Source organism: Schaedlerella sp. (assembly GCF_056796775.1).
In genome coordinates this window covers 163221-178001 of the sequence record NZ_JBQIKP010000002.1, presented here as the reverse complement: position 1 = coordinate 178001, position 14781 = coordinate 163221, and the positions used below count along the sequence as shown (strand labels likewise).

The window sequence follows — 14781 nt, the reverse complement described above, 5'->3', positions numbered from 1 at the left end:
CTGTTCAGATCAACGGCATAAAAATTGTACTTCCCTGCTGCCGTTCCATTGCATGCCCGATACCAAAGGGCATTCTGTCATAGCCATTTTTTTATTACGATAAACGTTCCGCCCACCACCGCATCAATTCATCCGGGGCCGGACGGTCCAGAAATCTGCTCTCTTCTCCGCTTGTGACCACCCGCGCATTCCCTGCAGTAGTGACCCCAAGCACACTGGCTCGCGCGCCGCCCTCACTGAGAGCCTGCGCAAGCCGTTCCCCGTGTTCTGTGATCATCAGGACACTTCCCGCGGAAGTCATCTGATAGGGGTTCAAATGATAGTATTCGCATAGCTCCACCGTCTCCTGGCGGATACTCATTTTTTTCAGATCCACGTTCAGGCCCACGCCTGCCGCTTCTGCCAGTTCCCAAAGCGTCCCCAGGATGCCGCCGCTTCCGATCTGCTGCATGGCCGTCACGCTGCCGGATGCCATACGGATGGCCTCAAATCGGAAGAGCTCACTGTCCAATTCCCGCATCTGACGCAGGAAGGCAGGAGAAAAACGTCTGCCCAGCTCTTCCAGGCATTCATCCAGGATCCGCAGCATCCCTTCCAGGCCGATATAACCGCACAGCACGATGTCCTGCCGGGGCATCGTATCTACCAGACGCAGCAGCTTCGCTTCCTCTGCCTGCCCCAGGGCCGTCACCTGGATCAGCACCTGCCGGACTGCCGGGCTGACCTCCGCCTGCATGCCTGCAATGGGAATGTGAAATTTCCGGCAAAGCCGATCCATCTGCCGGATCATTTCCTGCAGCAATGCTTCCTCCGCATTTTCCGGAAGTGTGATCGAGACTGAGATTCCCATCGGCACGCCGCCTCTGGCAGCAATGTCATTGACTGCTTTCGCGGCGGCATAGGTTCCAAGGGACGGAGCCTGCCCGAAAACGGAGGCGGAAGCGGTCAGCGGGATCCCTTCCGGAGACCCGCTCATTGCCGTACACGCCTCGGCCTTGGAGGGCTTCAGAAGGAAATCTGCTTCCCAATCGCTGTTCAATTGTCTTTGTACGGACCGGTTCCATACGGTCTGCGAAAGCTTTCCTGGCTTCATGTTCTCCTCCTGATCTCCTTGCTGAATCTCTTTACTGTGTGCCGTCTGTATTCTCTGTGCCGGCCGAGCCGTATAGGATCTCATTCATGGTATTCATGATCGTTTCTTCATTCTGGGTCATAATGGCGCTGTTCATCCTGTCTGTATCAGCCGGGTCATCTGAGAGAACGCCTACGCCGTAGGTCTCCGGCACCGCCATATACTGGCTGTAATTGATCACGTCCCGGCTGACCTCCTGACCATTTTCCGTAACCACCTTCCAGAGCTGGGCCGTGATCTCCGGATGGGCATAGCTCTGAATCGCATAATATCCGATATAGTTTTCCGTTGCTACAAAACGAGTCCCATCCGTATCTTCACTCTCTGTACTATCGCTGATGAATGTCAGAGTACGGTCCGGACTTCTGGTTTCCTTTCCATATATATTGAAGGTCAGATTTCCTTCCGCGAGCACAGCCTGGATGTAGATCGGGGAATCCAGATTATTTTTAAAAACCAGATCCAGCAGGTCATCCGCAATAGCCGCGTCCTTGGATGCTTCCACATAGGACACGAGCATGGAATGAGGATAACGCTCCACGATCTCCAGCTCCGCGAACAGCAGCGCATTATAAAGAGTAGAGGACACCTGGCAGATACCGCCGCCCATCGTCTGCACCACCGTATTGCTCTCATAGGAATCCGCCTCGGCATAACCGTTTTCAATGGTATAGGGCTCCATAGCCTCATTGGCCGACTGTTCCTCCCCCGGACGCAGCAGGATTCCGTTCAGATGATTTGCTCCGGATTCCACGTTTTTCGTCCGGCCTTCCCCGCTCTCTCCATAATATGTAGTGTAGCTTCCCAAAATATCTGTCAGTCCGGCCAGGTCTTCCTCGGTGACAGGAGCATCTTTTTTTTCTATGACCGCCTGAACATTGCCCGGTTTTCCGTCCCAGTCGTCATTTAAAAATCGGGTCAGGTTCTCAATCGTCCGTTCCGTATCCAGGACTTCTCCCTCATGCGACTCAGTCACCTGAATCCCTTCTGGTGCCTGCACGATCGCGGCATTTACCGGAGTTTCTAAAAATGCCTGTGAACGCGTGGAAAGAACCTTGGACGCCTCACGCTCTCCCAGTTCATATTCCAGCGGAATGCGATGCCGCAGTTTTTTCTTCTCCGCTTTTTTGATCAGCTTGTAGGACTGCGTCGTATTTCCCGTCTTGCCAAACTCCACGGCATCGTCCACAGCAGTCTCAAGCTTTGGCGAGGAAAGCCCCAGTTCTTTCAGGGAAGCTTCGAATTCTTCCCCTTCGGAAATCCTTAATGTAACCATCACCGCGCCGCAGTCTGCCACTTCTTTTTGTACTGCTTCCAGCGCTTCCTTGCGGCTCATCCCGGATACATCCGTGTGGCCCACAGAAACGCCGGAAAGGATCTTGCCGTCATCGTGCTTTTTTACGTAGCCGCGCAGAACCGACTGGGTCCCGGCAAACACCACCGCCGCACAGATCAGGACGAATCCCATCAGGCACAGGTCGCGCAATGTCTGACGCCGGATCCGCCTGCGTCTTCTGCGCCGTTTCCTCTTTGTAGTCATCTTTTTTCAATCACCTTTTTCGGTTATACCAGGTAGGGAATTATCATCGTTGCTACCATTGCGACAATCAAAAGTAATATCAAAACTGCCGCGATCTTGCGGAATTTTTTATTATAAAAATTCATGTTCTCGACTCCTGTTTTAAAGCTGTGCCAGAAGGCATCCCATGACGGCCGGTAAGCCGTTTTATTCGGTATCCTTCTTGCTGTTCTGAATAGATACATAAGATTTTAGCATTTTACAGGCCCTTTTTCAACCATTTCGTAAAAGTTCATGTTCATTGTACACGATAGCCCGAAATCCTGTTTTTGTCGATATTACAAAAATTTCCGGCTGTGCGGTTAGAAATTTTTGTTTTCCGCCGCCGAATGCATTGACATTTCCGCAAAAACCATGTAAAATTAAGACTCGTGCAGCCGGGGTGTTAGCGGTACCTTGTACCTGCAATCCGCTATAGCAGGGGTGATATTACGCTGAGGGTGCTGATCTGCAAAGCTGCCCTTGGTAAGTGGCGATGAAGATCCGGGTCTCATGCGACGGGAATCTGTGAACCGTGTCAGGTCGGGAACGAAGCAGCACTAAGCAGAACCTTCCGGGTGTTGTGAGGGTGCCTGGGTCGAGTTAACTGCCAAGGTAACGTTTGTGGAGATGCATTCGAAGCGTAATGCACGTAAAAATATGAATCGCTTATTGGAAAAGCTGCCTTGTAACGGTCAGCTTTTCTTTTTTGCCTTCTGCCGCTCCCGCAGCTCCCGGAAGAACTGCTTCATCATCTCGCTGCATTCCTCACCCAGCACTCCGATCGTCAGGTCCGCCTGATGGTTAAATTCCTTCATGTCCAAGAGGTTCAAGATAGAACCTGCACAGCCGGCCTTGGGGTTCATGCATCCCACGACGACCCGCGGGATCCGCGCCTGCACAATGGCCCCGGAGCACATCTGACAGGGTTCTAAGGTGACGTACATGGTACATTCCTCCAGCCGCCAGTCCTCCATTTTTCTGCATGCCTTTCGAATGGCAGTGAGTTCTGCATGGGCCAGTGTATTTTTATCCACGGTACGGCGGTTATAGCCTCTGCCAATGATCTTATCCCGGTACACGATCACACAGCCGATAGGCACCTCTTCCAATGCGTAGGCCTTCTTCGCCTGGCGGATGGCCTCCCGCATATATTTTTCATCCTTCTTGATATCCGTCCCCTGATGCGAAGCGGGATTCTGGTTCAGCTCTTTATTGAGATTTTTTATATTCTGGTCCATGTGTTTTCCTTTCTGCCGCGCTCCTTACGGTCACACTTGAAACAGCTCTTCTTTTTCCGCCCGGCCTGCCCCTGCCTGTATATTAGCTATTGTTGTCTTGATCTGTTTATCAGGGCAGTTCTTTTTCCCATCCGCGCTGAATACACTATTGGTAGAAATGACAAGACTGGAGGCAAATATGAAACCTGGTATTTTCTATCTTTATGAATATAACAATTCGCAAAAGCTCCGCAACGCCGGTTTTCTGAAAATCACCCGGTATTACCGCTCCTGTACGCTGATGCTCAATGCCCGGGGCATTCCGGTAGCTTATTCGGATACGATAAAACTCTGTGCCTTTTATCTGGAAAATGATCTGACAAACTCTTCTGTCCTTGCGGAAATCACCTGTACGAACCATGCTTTTTCCGCAAGGCTCAATTCCGCAGAATCCCGTTTTCCCGAAGGGCATACGCTGGATACGATCGACGGATTTTTTCTGCCTCTTCCGAACGGGCATATACTTGCCGCAGCCGCCCCCGGTATAGCGGTCGATCCGAAGAAGCTGCTCGCCGCGCCCTCAGATCATGCCGCACCCGAAAAGGAGTCCGGGGATGATTCTCCTTCGAGTGATCATTCCTCTGATACATTCATGGAATTAGAAGCAGAATCGCTTCAAGAATGCGGCACTGAGGCCCCCGCTGAACCTGATCCCATCGACAGCGAACCGGAAAGCTGTGAAAGTACCGCTCCGCCCGAACAGAATGCCTCAGCGGAACAAGAATCCCCAGACGAGCAGGACATTCCCTTTGAACAAGAATGCAGCCCTGAACCGGACAATGAACCTGAATCAGACAATACACTTGAATCAGTCTATGCACCTGAATCGGAATGCTCGCCCGAGCAATGCACTCCTGCCGGGTCATCTTCCTGTGACGGACAAAGCCCGGCCATGGAGCAGCCACCGCACAACGGACAAAATCCGATCGCGGAACAGCCTTCACAAAGCCAGGATTCCTCCGCAAATCCAACCGCTCCCACGCAGACTGTCAAGAAGATCCAGCGTTCGGAGATGTCGATCCTGCCGCGGAAGTACTGGCACCTTGCCAACAACAGCTTCCTGCTCCACGGATATCACAATTATCACCATCTGCTCCTGATCGAAAAGGACGGCCATTACTGGCTTGGTGTCCCAGGCATCTATGATCCCCGGGAAGCCAGAGCCGCCAGATTGTTTGGTTTTCCGCAGTTTACCGATTCCTACAATGATTCCCTGCAGCTCACGGATGACGAGTGCAGTCCACAGGAAAACTTTGGATACTGGTGCTGTTTCCTGAAATAAATGTATGCAGCATCATTCATACGATCCCATTCAGTTCCTGGTACAGCCGTTTTGCATAGCTGTCCGTCATGCCGCAGACATAATCAGTCACCAGAAGCAGGCGGAGATAGAGCTTCTCCGCTTCGCTTTTTCCCTTAGCCTGATGGTGGTAGGCATTCACATAATTATCTGATATAAAGGAAAATACTCTTGTATCCATGGAGGTCGGCTTTTTCCCGGTGTCGTAGTAAAGCACCGCCGATACCAGCTTATCCATCAGGAAATCCAGGATCACACCCTCCGCGATCTCCATCTTATAAATGTCATTGGAGCAGAATACTTTTTTATAGGCCATTTCCCCGAGCAGCTTCATCAGCTTTTCTCCGCAGGTTCCGCAAAAAAGGGTTCTGTCGTATTCGCCTGCCATGATCCTCTCATAATTAGACGTAAAACCGTCGGTAGCACAGGTAATCAGCACGCCCTGAAGCCGGACTACCCAGTTTTTGACCGCATAGCTTTCCGGGTTCCAGATCCCTTTTTCCAGCCCTCTCTGGTAGTAGACCTGCAGCTTTTCCAGCGCGTCAAATCCGGGACAACAGCAGCCTTCGCCCAGCCTTTTCAGTTCTTCCACCAGCATGTTGTAGGTAATATAGCCTTTTACAAATGCATCCTCAATATCTGCCGTGCTGTATGCCAGGTCATCCGCCGCTTCCAGGATATAGGTCAGAGGATGCCTGTTGGAGCCGGTACCCGTCTCCCGGGAAATCTCCCTGTAGATCTCCTGCTCTGCGTAATAATACCCCATCTTCCCGTCCTTGATATTTCCCGTCGTTTTATCAATTCCCGTGGACGGAACCGGATATTTGACAATGGTATCCAGCAGGGCGCAGGTCAGATTCATCCCATTTTCGTCCACCAGATAATGCAGCTTCGTGACAAGCCGCAGAGCCTGCGCGTTTCCCTCAAAATGGTAAAAATCTTCCTTCATCTGGGGTTTCAGGATATCCTCCACGGGCTTACCGTAATATTCCAGTCGTTTCAGATTCCTCTCAAACCACTCCCGGATAGCCAGCTCTCCAAAATGTCCGAAGGGCGGATTGCCGATATCGTGGATCAGGCCGGCGCACTGCAGGATATGGCAGATATCCTCCTTCATCTGCATCGTAAACCCGGGATCCATCTCCCCGGTCAAAAGCTTTTGTCCGATATTCTGTCCCAATGATTTCGCAAAGGAAGAGACCTCCAGGGAATGGGTCAGCCTGGTCCGGATGAAATCACTTTTGTCCAGTGGAAAAACCTGGGTCTTGTCCTGCAGTCTCCGAAAAGACGCGCTGCCGATGATACGGTGATAATCCTTTTCAAATTCACTTCTCAGGTCGGCCGATCGTTTCGCCGTATAATAGCCGCCCCGCATACGCTTTGCGGAAAGCAGTGTATTCCATTCCATGATCTGTCTTCTCCCTTCCTTCGTCTCCGCACGGAAAGCCTGCCGCCCGCAGACTTTCCTCATACGATGATATACAGAACATCAGCCCCATATAGAATGGGGCTGTTCTGTTTTTTCATAATTCCTGATGTTCCCGCATTTTAATCCAGATAGATCGGCGGCTCATAATCTCTGCCGAGAAGCGTCTTCTTCCGTTCCTGATACCCAAGGAATGCCCACTCCGTCATGTCTGTCCAGCCATGCTGGAAACGGTCATAGACCTGTACATAGCCGATCCTGGTAGGATGCATCCGCACGCTGTTGGTCTGGTATTCACGACCGGTATACGGATTCATCTCCCCCAGCTCCAGGTTTTCCTCTGCATCCTCATATCGGATGACCGGTTCAAAGTCTTCTGGCTCCGGGTCTTCCTCCTCTTCCACCTGCCTTACCGCAGGAACCGGCTCCGGCACTGCCGGAACCGCCGGAACGGCCTGGGCAGAAGGTGCCATGCCCGTATTCACATTCGGATGGATGCTCTCCTCCAGCTCGTCCAGTTCCTTATGGATCATGTACAGCTCTCCGATCGTCATATCCCGCTCTTCCGCAGCCGCGGTCTCCTTCGGCGTTCCCAAGTCCTGCCTCTGCTCTTCCCTGTCATAGCGCATTTCTGGACCGGCATCCGGCTTCTGCTCTTCCATGTCATAGCGCGCTCCTGTACCGGCGCTCGGCTTCTGCTCTTCTATGCCATAGCGCACTCCTGTACCGGCGCTCGGCTTCTGCTCTTCTATGCCATAGTGCGCTCCTGTACCGGCGCTCGGCTTCTGCTCTTCTATGCCATAGTGCGCTCCTGTACCGGCGCTCGGCTTCTGCTCTTCCTCGCCGCCATACATCCCTGGACTGTTCCCGGTTTCCATACCGTCCCCGGACTTGTGCTCTTCTGCGCTGCTATCCTCCTCCGCACGGTCTGCGGTTCCTGTTACGGCATCCCATTTTTCCTTCTCCGCTTTTTCCGCCGCGGCAAGGATCGCCTTCCTGTCAATCCTCTTTGTTTTGAAGCCTCCGTATAAAAGATCCGCCTCATCCAGATCCTCGGAATCCTCCGGATCCAGAATATCCAGCTCCAGCAGATCCTCGCCGTCATCATAATCTGACGTCTCTCCCGATTCATCGGCATATGCGTCTTCCATCGACGCGTCCCGGCTGCCGACAGGCGCTGCCTCCTCTTTGCCCTCAGTCATTTCCATCATTTCTCCCGCAGACGGCATCCGGTCCGCATCCTGAGGCACAGCCGCTTCCTCTTTCCTGTCCGGCTCTTCCGCCGCTGTTTCCGGCGTATCCTGGTCAAATACAAGCACCTGCTGGTAAAAACCATCGTCCTGGGTTTCTTTTTTCTTCTTCGGCTGCACCTTCGGATGCTTTACATATTTCAAGAGGAGTTCTTCCATCGGCTCTGTCTTTTCTCCTGCCTCATTTTCCACCGGGAAAATGCTCAGCTGAAAGGGGCATCCCAGGATCTTCGCAATCATACGCATATCCTTTTCCTGGAAATTATCTCTCCCAAGCCGCTGCGTCAGATTCTGCCGGGACATCTTCTTCCCCGTAGTATCCTCGATCAATTCCGCCAGTTCTTTTATTGTCATACCCTTACGGCTTAAAATGATCTTGACCTGTTCGCCAAATGACAAAACTTCCATGGTCTTCCTCCTCTTTCATTTCCGTATATTTTTACTATGAAGAACACCCTCATAGAAATTTTTCCGTTTCAACTGCACTTTTTTCATTTTATCAAATCACTTTTTAACCGTCAACAGTTCTTGTCAAAATCCGATAAATCAAAGGAAAAAAAAGACGGCGTCCCCACGGTATTCCAGTGGGAACGATCGCGCCTTTTCTCAGATCACTTTTTTCCGCGACGCGGATTTTTTACCGCAGCCGATCGGAACAGCTGTCAGGTTCCGCCGCTATAATTTTTCCAGTGTCTCATTGGAGCCTATGAGCATCAGAATCATATCCTCTGTCAGCGGCACGTCCGGATTGGGGGTGATCTCCACACGGTCCCCCTCCTTGATTCCCACCACGTTCACTTCATGGGATCTTCTCACGTCCAGCTCCTTCAAAGTCTTTCCCACCCAATAGGAGGGTGTCCGGATCTCTACCACACTGTAATCCGGCGATAAGGAGATCCAGTCTGCAAAGTTTGCGGACAGCAGGTTCTTCGCGATCCGCTTTCCCATCTCCACCTCCGGAAATACGATCGTATCCGCGCCAATCTTCCGCAGCACCGCCGCATGCCTGTCATCCCGCGCCTTGCACAGCACACGGGGAATCCCGATCTCCTTCGCTACCAGGGTCGCCATAATGCTGGCCTCCATATCCTCTGCCACGGCCACCACCACCCCGTCAAAATTGTTCAAACCCAGGGACGGGAGCAGATCCGGGTTGCCAATATCCGCCTGCATGGCATAGGTCACCAGGTCCGCCACCTCATTGACCCGCTCCATATCCATATCCACCGCCACAACATCGCATCCAAGCTGCTGCAGCGTAACCGCCACGCTTGCTCCAAATCCTCCCAGTCCCAATACAATGAATTGCTTCTTCATAATCCGTTCCTTTCACGACATTTTCCTTTATTCCTGTGAAGCAACGAGCCAAATAGCCATACTCAGAGGCCATCCGGCCGTTTCACAAGGTATATCTGCATGGATATTTGGCGGCTGCCCCGTCATCCCACCATGATCTGCTCCTCCGGCAGACTCCGGATCCGGTCCCTGGGATGTGTCTTTCCGGCAAACATCAGCGCCATCGTCAGAGGGCCCAGCCTCCCGATATACATCATCACCATCAAAACATACTGGCTGGCTCTGCACAGCCGGGGCGTCAGATCCGCGGTCAGCCCCACGGTCCCTACCGCGGATGCGGTCTCATAGATCACATTTTCCAGCAGGATGCTGTCAGGCTCCAGAAAGAGCACCGCGATCGTGCCTGCGATAAATACGGCAAAAGCGACCATCACAACCGCAAAGCCTGTCCGAAAATTCGCCACCGTGATTTTTCTTCCCATGCATTCCGTGTCATTTCCTCCCCGAACAAATGTCAGGCAGGCAAGAAACAGCATGGCAAAGGTGGTCGTCTTGACTCCGCCCGCGGTTCCTCCGGGAGACCCACCGATAAACATCAGGATCGCGCAGAACAGCTTGGACTCCGTATGCAGCGCCCCCTGGGAAACGGTACAGAATCCGGCAGTCCTCGTCGTCACAGACTGGAACATGGAGGCCATCAGCTTCTGGCCCATGCTCAGTTCCCCGATGGTATCCGGATTCCCGTATTCCGCCAGAAATACGAAAACAGTTCCGGCAAGGATCAGAAACACCGTCATCATGATAGCCAGCTTGGACTGCAGCCGCAGCCTGGTAAACCACCAGCGTTTCGGTACTTCCCCCCGGATCAGCCTGCGGTTGTTGTCGATCACGTCAAACCAGACCGTAAAGCCGATACCGCTTAAGATAATCAGCAGGATCGTCGTTACATTGATGACCGGATTGGTCACATAACTGCTCAGGCTGCCGCTCCCCAGGATGTCGATCCCCGCGTTGCAGAATGCGGAGACCGCATGAAAAACAGAGTATCCAATCCCCCGGACCAGTCCGTACTCTGGAATAAACTGGAAGGCATACAGCACTGCTCCGGCGCCCTCCACCGCAAAGGTGCCCAGGATCACCTTTCTCACCAGCCTCACGATCCCGCCGAGACGGTCCGCCCCGTAAGCTTCCTTAAGCACCACTCTTTCCTGGATGGTGATCTTTTTGTTCAGCAAAAATAAAAACAGCGTCCCGCAGGCGATCACCCCAAGCCCGCCGATCTGGATCAGCAGGAGCAGTATGACCTTGCCGAACAATGTAAACTGGGACGCCGGGACTACCGTTACCAGTCCTGTCACGCACACCGACGTTGCCGACGTAAACAGCGCATCCGTAAATGCGATCGGCTGCGTGTTGCTGACCGGAAGGTATAAAAGCACCGCTCCAAGCAGGATCACGCCCAGGAAGCCTGCCGCCGTCACACGCAGCGTATTCCATCTGGTATTTCTCTTTTTCCTCATAATTTCATCTCCTGATAGTATTCTACTAGAAGAAGCACGAACCGTCAAGAAATGAAATCATGCAGAGCATACAGAAAGCCTGTTACAGGTCACGCCTTGACCAGGCGTGCCCTGTAACTCAGGCCGCCATTTAAAACTGCCTGTGGCAATGGACGGCCTGAATCCCAGCTTTTATGTGCATCCTCCTGACCAATCAGCGTAGCGATTGGTCAGTGTGTGACATGTAACGAAAGCCTGCCGCCGGCAGTCTATTCCGCATACGTTGATATGCAAAATGCGCACCCATAAAAGAGTGCGCATCCATATCAAGCTCTATTCTACATCCTGCAGCGCCGCAAAATCTTCTTCTCCGGTTCGGATCTTCACGACCTTATCCACATTGTAGACAAAGATCTTTCCATCTCCGATATGGCCGGTATAGAGCGCCTTCTTGGCCGCTTCTATGACAGAATCCACCGGAATCTTGCTGACCACCACCTCGATCTTGACCTTCGGGAGCAGTGTCGCGTCCATCTCTACTCCACGGTACATCTCTCCGGCTCCCTTCTGGATCCCGCAGCCCATCACCTGGGTCACGGTCATGCCGGTAACGCCCAGGTCGTTCATCACCTTCTTTACCTTCTCATATCTGGACAGCTTGGAGATGATGACCACCTTGAAAATACCCGCAGCAGATGCTGCCGCCGCATCCGGCATCTTCACCACCTTGACAGCCGCGTTTTTCTGTACCGCAGATGCCGACTCGTATTCCGCATTTCCAAGATCCGTGTTTTCGTTGACCTCCATCGTCATCGTGTTGGAGATATCCATGATGCTGAAGCCTGCATACGCGGATGGCAGTCCGTGTTCGCAGGAGTCCAGCCCGACGATCTCTTCCTCTGCAGTCACACGCAGGCCGGCCGTTGCATTTATAATGAAAAACGCGATCGTGATCGTGACTGCCGTCCATGCGCAGACACTGACCACACCGACGATCTGTTTTCCCAGCAGATCAAATCCGCCGCCGTAGAACAGTCCCACGAAGGTATCATTTCCAGGAGCAGAGGTTGTGGCAAACAGGCCCACTGCCAGGGTTCCCCACACCCCGTTCATGAAATGAACCGCCACTGCGCCTACCGGGTCATCCACTGCCAGCACATAATCCAGGAACCACACGCCGAATACCACCAGAACACCTGCCACCGCGCCGATGATGATGGAGCCGAAGGCATCCGCCACGTCACAGGGCGCTGTGATCGCTACCAGCCCGGCCAGAGAAGCGTTCAGGCACATGGAAACATCCGGCTTGCCGAATCGGATCCAGGTAAATATCATACATACCACCGTGGCAACCGCCGGAGCGATGGTCGTCGTCACGAAGATCGAGCCCAGCTGCGCCACACTTGTCGCTGCCGCGCCGTTAAAGCCGTACCAGCCAAGCCAGAGGATAAACACGCCCAGACAGCCAAGCGGAAGGTTGTGTCCCGGAAATGCGTTAACCTTGGTCACCTTCCCTGACGCGTCCCTGGAAAACTTTCCGATACGGGGTCCCAGGATCTTTGCGCCGATCAGCGCGGACAGACCGCCTACCATATGGATCGCGCAGGAACCCGCAAAATCATGGAAGCCCATCTGCGCCAGCCAGCCGCCGCCCCAGATCCAGTGCGCTTCAATGGGATAGATCAGCGCAGAGATCGCACCGGAGTAGATGCAGTAGGACAAAAACTTCGTCCTCTCTGCCATGGCCCCGGACACGATCGTTGCGGTGGTCGCGCAGAATACCAGGTTGAATACAAAATTGGACCAGTCAAAATCCGCATAGCTCGTGAAAATATCGAAACCCGGCTTTCCGATCAGCCCCATCAGGTCTTCTCCCAGAAGCAGCCCGAAACCAATCAGGATAAACATCACCGTGCCGATGCAAAAGTCCATCAGATTCTTCATCAGGATATTGCCCGTATTCTTTGCCCTTGTAAATCCCGCCTCTACCATGGCAAAGCCTGCCTGCATCCAGAACACCAGCGCCGCGCCGATCAGGAACCAGACGCCGAATAATTCGCCGTCCACTGCCATCAAAATTTCTTCCGTCATAATTATTCCTCCTTCATCTTTTCTGCCGGACAGACATTTCTATCCGTCCGCAAATGCAGAACCTCTGCCGCTGGCAGCTTTTCTGCAAACAATGGTATAAAAATGGCGGGGCAAAGTCTTCCTTTACAAAAGAAGCGCCTTTGCTCCGCCATATGATACCAGCCAGGGTAAAAATACCCGTAAAACCCAAAAAAGAGGCTATGAACTGTTTCATAGCCTCTTTGCTTTACGGATAGCATCATACCACTGTATTTCCGGATTGTCAATACTTTCACACAGCGAAAATTTACATATATTTTATATTTGTAAATTTTCTATAAACCAGTACTTGAATAAATCCTGATTTTTTCTATATTTCACAATGAAAAATTCCGTCTGTACGGTTGGATTCTCTAAAGAACCTCCAGCAGACTCATTCAGATAGAAAAATCTCATTGTGCCAGGTATTCTTCCAGAGTTATGTCCTTCTCCATGATCTCCTTTGCCGCGTCCTTCCCCACATAACGATAATGCCACGGCTCGAAGACGATTCCTGTGATTTCGGATTTATCCAGAGGATAGCGAAGAATAAATCCATACTTCCAGCAGTTATTTTCCAGCCATTTAGCCTCTTCCGTCTCCGCCTGCTTCTCATCCAGCTCGCCGTACTGCCCGGAGGTAATGTCCATCGCAAGGCCGCTGGCATGCTCGCTGGTCCCCGGGACCGCCACGGACTTCTTGGTCTCCTCATAAGCTTCCAGCGGAGTGGAACCCTGTGAGATCCATTGCGTCATCGTAGTATTGAATACCTCTCTCTGCGACTCATAATCACGGTGCGCGGAAACAATGTACATGTTCAATCCTTCCTTTTCCGCGTCTTCCAGCATCTTTTTGGCATCCTCCACAATCCGCGCGTCAACAAAGGAGCCTTCCCTGACAGCCTCCAGCTCCGGTCTGTACTCTGTATCCAGGGGATGATCTTCATTGATCAAAACCAGACTCCAGGTTTCCTTTTCGGAAGAAAGCTCATCAGCGCTGGCCGCGACATCTGTATCCGTATTCTTTCCCGCGCTGCCTGACTTGATCTGGCTTGTCAGCTTTTCATTTTTTTCCGTAAGCTCCGTGATCTGTGCCTCATATTTCTTATCAATCCCGCCAAACCTGATCCTGTTTATGACCGCGTTCAGCAGAAAACAGACAAGCAGACCGGCCGCAAATCCTACGATCAGTACCTTTTTCAGCCGTTGCTCATATTTCTTAAGAAACCTCGCCCTACTATTATCTATACGCATATCGCCCTCCTGATATGAACTGTATATCTCGGTGATGTCTCCCCCGCTTTATCTCTGCAAATCCCTCAAATCCGCCTGTATGATCTCCTCAATCACTGGATCCGTGGAGCATACCGCAGCCCGGTACCTGCCGCCCACGAATGCTTCCCTGTAATGATATTCTTCTGGATATTTTTCCGGCTGCTGTATCAGGACCGGCGGGCTCCCCAGAGCAATCTCAAAGGTATCCATCCCAAGCGCCAGTCCTTCCCTTGTGGCTTTTGCAAAACTCTCCTTAAGCACCCAGTAGCGGTAAAAATACTCCTGCCGCAGCGTCCCGTTTTTTTCCCCGGCGATCTGTTCGTACTCGGCCGGACAGAAAAAGCGTCGCGCAATCTTCAGATTCGGCTCCTTCATCTCTTCGATGTCACAGCCCACCTTCGTATCCTGCCCGGTACTAACAGAACACAGCACATAGTCCCCCGAATGCGAAAGATTATATGCTGTATCCTCCTTTATCTCATATTCTCTTTTCATCCATTCATAGAGAAGCCATACGCCGATACTCTGCGCGCGAACCTGTTTCCCCTTCATACGATCCGCCTTTTCTCTGCGGAACGCGGGAGCCTGTCCATAGCACAGCCGGTAAAAGCTTTCCTCATATAATGGAGCAATACTGGCCGTCCATGTTCTGATCAT

Annotated in this window: 11 protein-coding genes and 1 other RNA gene; 2 read left to right on the top strand and 10 right to left on the bottom strand. The window is 52.3% G+C overall.

All coding sequences use genetic code 11. The annotated features are described in order from the left end of the window. Positions 1-94: 94 nt before the first annotated feature. Together ACTOY7_RS01890 and ACTOY7_RS01885 are read right to left on the bottom strand one after the other, a co-directional pair. Positions 95-1093 (bottom strand): AIR synthase related protein, encoded by a 999-nt coding sequence (locus tag ACTOY7_RS01890; protein WP_394684037.1) that lies wholly within the window; start codon positions 1091-1093, stop codon positions 95-97. A 31-nt stretch (positions 1094-1124) separates the two neighbouring features. After that, positions 1125-2672 carry a VanW family protein gene (locus ACTOY7_RS01885; protein ID WP_482670354.1) on the bottom strand — a complete coding sequence of 516 codons (1548 nt, stop codon included), beginning with the start codon at positions 2670-2672 and terminating at the stop codon, positions 1125-1127. Positions 2673-3080: 408 nt separating this feature from the next. On the opposite strand from ACTOY7_RS01885, the gene ffs reads away from it, so the two are divergent. Further along, positions 3081-3344, top strand: an RNA gene (gene ffs, locus ACTOY7_RS01880) — signal recognition particle sRNA large type. A gap of 41 nt (positions 3345-3385) precedes the next feature. Here ffs and tadA read toward each other — a convergent pair. Beyond that, the gene (tadA, locus tag ACTOY7_RS01875; RefSeq protein ID WP_300884577.1) at positions 3386-3862 is read right to left on the bottom strand and encodes a tRNA adenosine(34) deaminase TadA; all 477 of its coding nucleotides are present in this window, start codon (positions 3860-3862) and stop codon (positions 3386-3388) included. A 247-nt stretch (positions 3863-4109) separates the two neighbouring features. Here tadA and ACTOY7_RS01870 point away from each other — a divergent pair, with 247 nt between their 5' ends. After that, positions 4110-5252, top strand: a complete 1143-nt coding sequence (locus tag ACTOY7_RS01870) for a DUF6128 domain-containing protein (protein ID WP_394684009.1) — start codon at positions 4110-4112, stop codon at positions 5250-5252. 16 nt (positions 5253-5268) lie between these two features. Here the strand turns inward: ACTOY7_RS01870 and ACTOY7_RS01865 are convergent, their stop codons facing one another. From ACTOY7_RS01865 to ACTOY7_RS01835, 7 genes are all read right to left on the bottom strand, one after another. Further along, positions 5269-6678 carry a deoxyguanosinetriphosphate triphosphohydrolase gene (locus tag ACTOY7_RS01865; protein WP_482670353.1) on the bottom strand — a complete coding sequence of 470 codons (1410 nt, stop codon included), beginning with the start codon at positions 6676-6678 and terminating at the stop codon, positions 5269-5271. A gap of 140 nt (positions 6679-6818) precedes the next feature. Continuing rightward, positions 6819-8354, bottom strand: a complete 1536-nt coding sequence (locus ACTOY7_RS01860) for a helix-turn-helix domain-containing protein (protein ID WP_482670352.1) — start codon at positions 8352-8354, stop codon at positions 6819-6821. A gap of 267 nt (positions 8355-8621) precedes the next feature. Continuing rightward, positions 8622-9263 carry a potassium channel family protein gene (locus ACTOY7_RS01855; RefSeq protein ID WP_160282139.1) on the bottom strand — a complete coding sequence of 214 codons (642 nt, stop codon included), beginning with the start codon at positions 9261-9263 and terminating at the stop codon, positions 8622-8624. Between the two features lie 122 nt (positions 9264-9385). Further along, positions 9386-10762: a TrkH family potassium uptake protein gene (locus ACTOY7_RS01850; protein WP_482670351.1), complete on the bottom strand. Its 1377-nt coding sequence runs from the start codon at positions 10760-10762 to the stop codon at positions 9386-9388. Positions 10763-11074: 312 nt separating this feature from the next. After that, positions 11075-12832, bottom strand: a complete 1758-nt coding sequence (locus tag ACTOY7_RS01845; RefSeq protein ID WP_482670350.1) for an ammonium transporter — start codon at positions 12830-12832, stop codon at positions 11075-11077. 431 nt (positions 12833-13263) lie between these two features. Further along, positions 13264-14103, bottom strand: coding sequence for a M15 family metallopeptidase (locus tag ACTOY7_RS01840; protein ID WP_300884567.1), 840 nt, complete (start codon positions 14101-14103; stop codon positions 13264-13266). A gap of 48 nt (positions 14104-14151) precedes the next feature. Next, positions 14152-14781, bottom strand: a complete 630-nt coding sequence (locus ACTOY7_RS01835; protein ID WP_300884566.1) for a 4'-phosphopantetheinyl transferase family protein — start codon at positions 14779-14781, stop codon at positions 14152-14154.

What these genes read in the sequence shown, in the direction of transcription:
- ACTOY7_RS01840 (WP_300884567.1), bottom strand. Translation starts at nt 14,103, where the DNA reads ATGCGTATAGATAATAGTAGGGCGAGGTTTCTTAAGAAATATGAGCAA.
- ACTOY7_RS01885 (WP_482670354.1), bottom strand. Translation starts at nt 2,672, where the DNA reads ATGACTACAAAGAGGAAACGGCGCAGAAGACGCAGGCGGATCCGGCGT.
- ACTOY7_RS01870 (WP_394684009.1), top strand. Translation starts at nt 4,110, where the DNA reads ATGAAACCTGGTATTTTCTATCTTTATGAATATAACAATTCGCAAAAG.
- ACTOY7_RS01860 (WP_482670352.1), bottom strand. Translation starts at nt 8,354, where the DNA reads ATGGAAGTTTTGTCATTTGGCGAACAGGTCAAGATCATTTTAAGCCGT.
- ACTOY7_RS01835 (WP_300884566.1), bottom strand. Translation starts at nt 14,781, where the DNA reads ATGATCAGAACATGGACGGCCAGTATTGCTCCATTATATGAGGAAAGC.
- ACTOY7_RS01865 (WP_482670353.1), bottom strand. Translation starts at nt 6,678, where the DNA reads ATGGAATGGAATACACTGCTTTCCGCAAAGCGTATGCGGGGCGGCTAT.
- ACTOY7_RS01845 (WP_482670350.1), bottom strand. Translation starts at nt 12,832, where the DNA reads ATGACGGAAGAAATTTTGATGGCAGTGGACGGCGAATTATTCGGCGTC.
- ACTOY7_RS01890 (WP_394684037.1), bottom strand. Translation starts at nt 1,093, where the DNA reads ATGAAGCCAGGAAAGCTTTCGCAGACCGTATGGAACCGGTCCGTACAA.
- ACTOY7_RS01855 (WP_160282139.1), bottom strand. Translation starts at nt 9,263, where the DNA reads ATGAAGAAGCAATTCATTGTATTGGGACTGGGAGGATTTGGAGCAAGC.
- ACTOY7_RS01850 (WP_482670351.1), bottom strand. Translation starts at nt 10,762, where the DNA reads ATGAGGAAAAAGAGAAATACCAGATGGAATACGCTGCGTGTGACGGCG.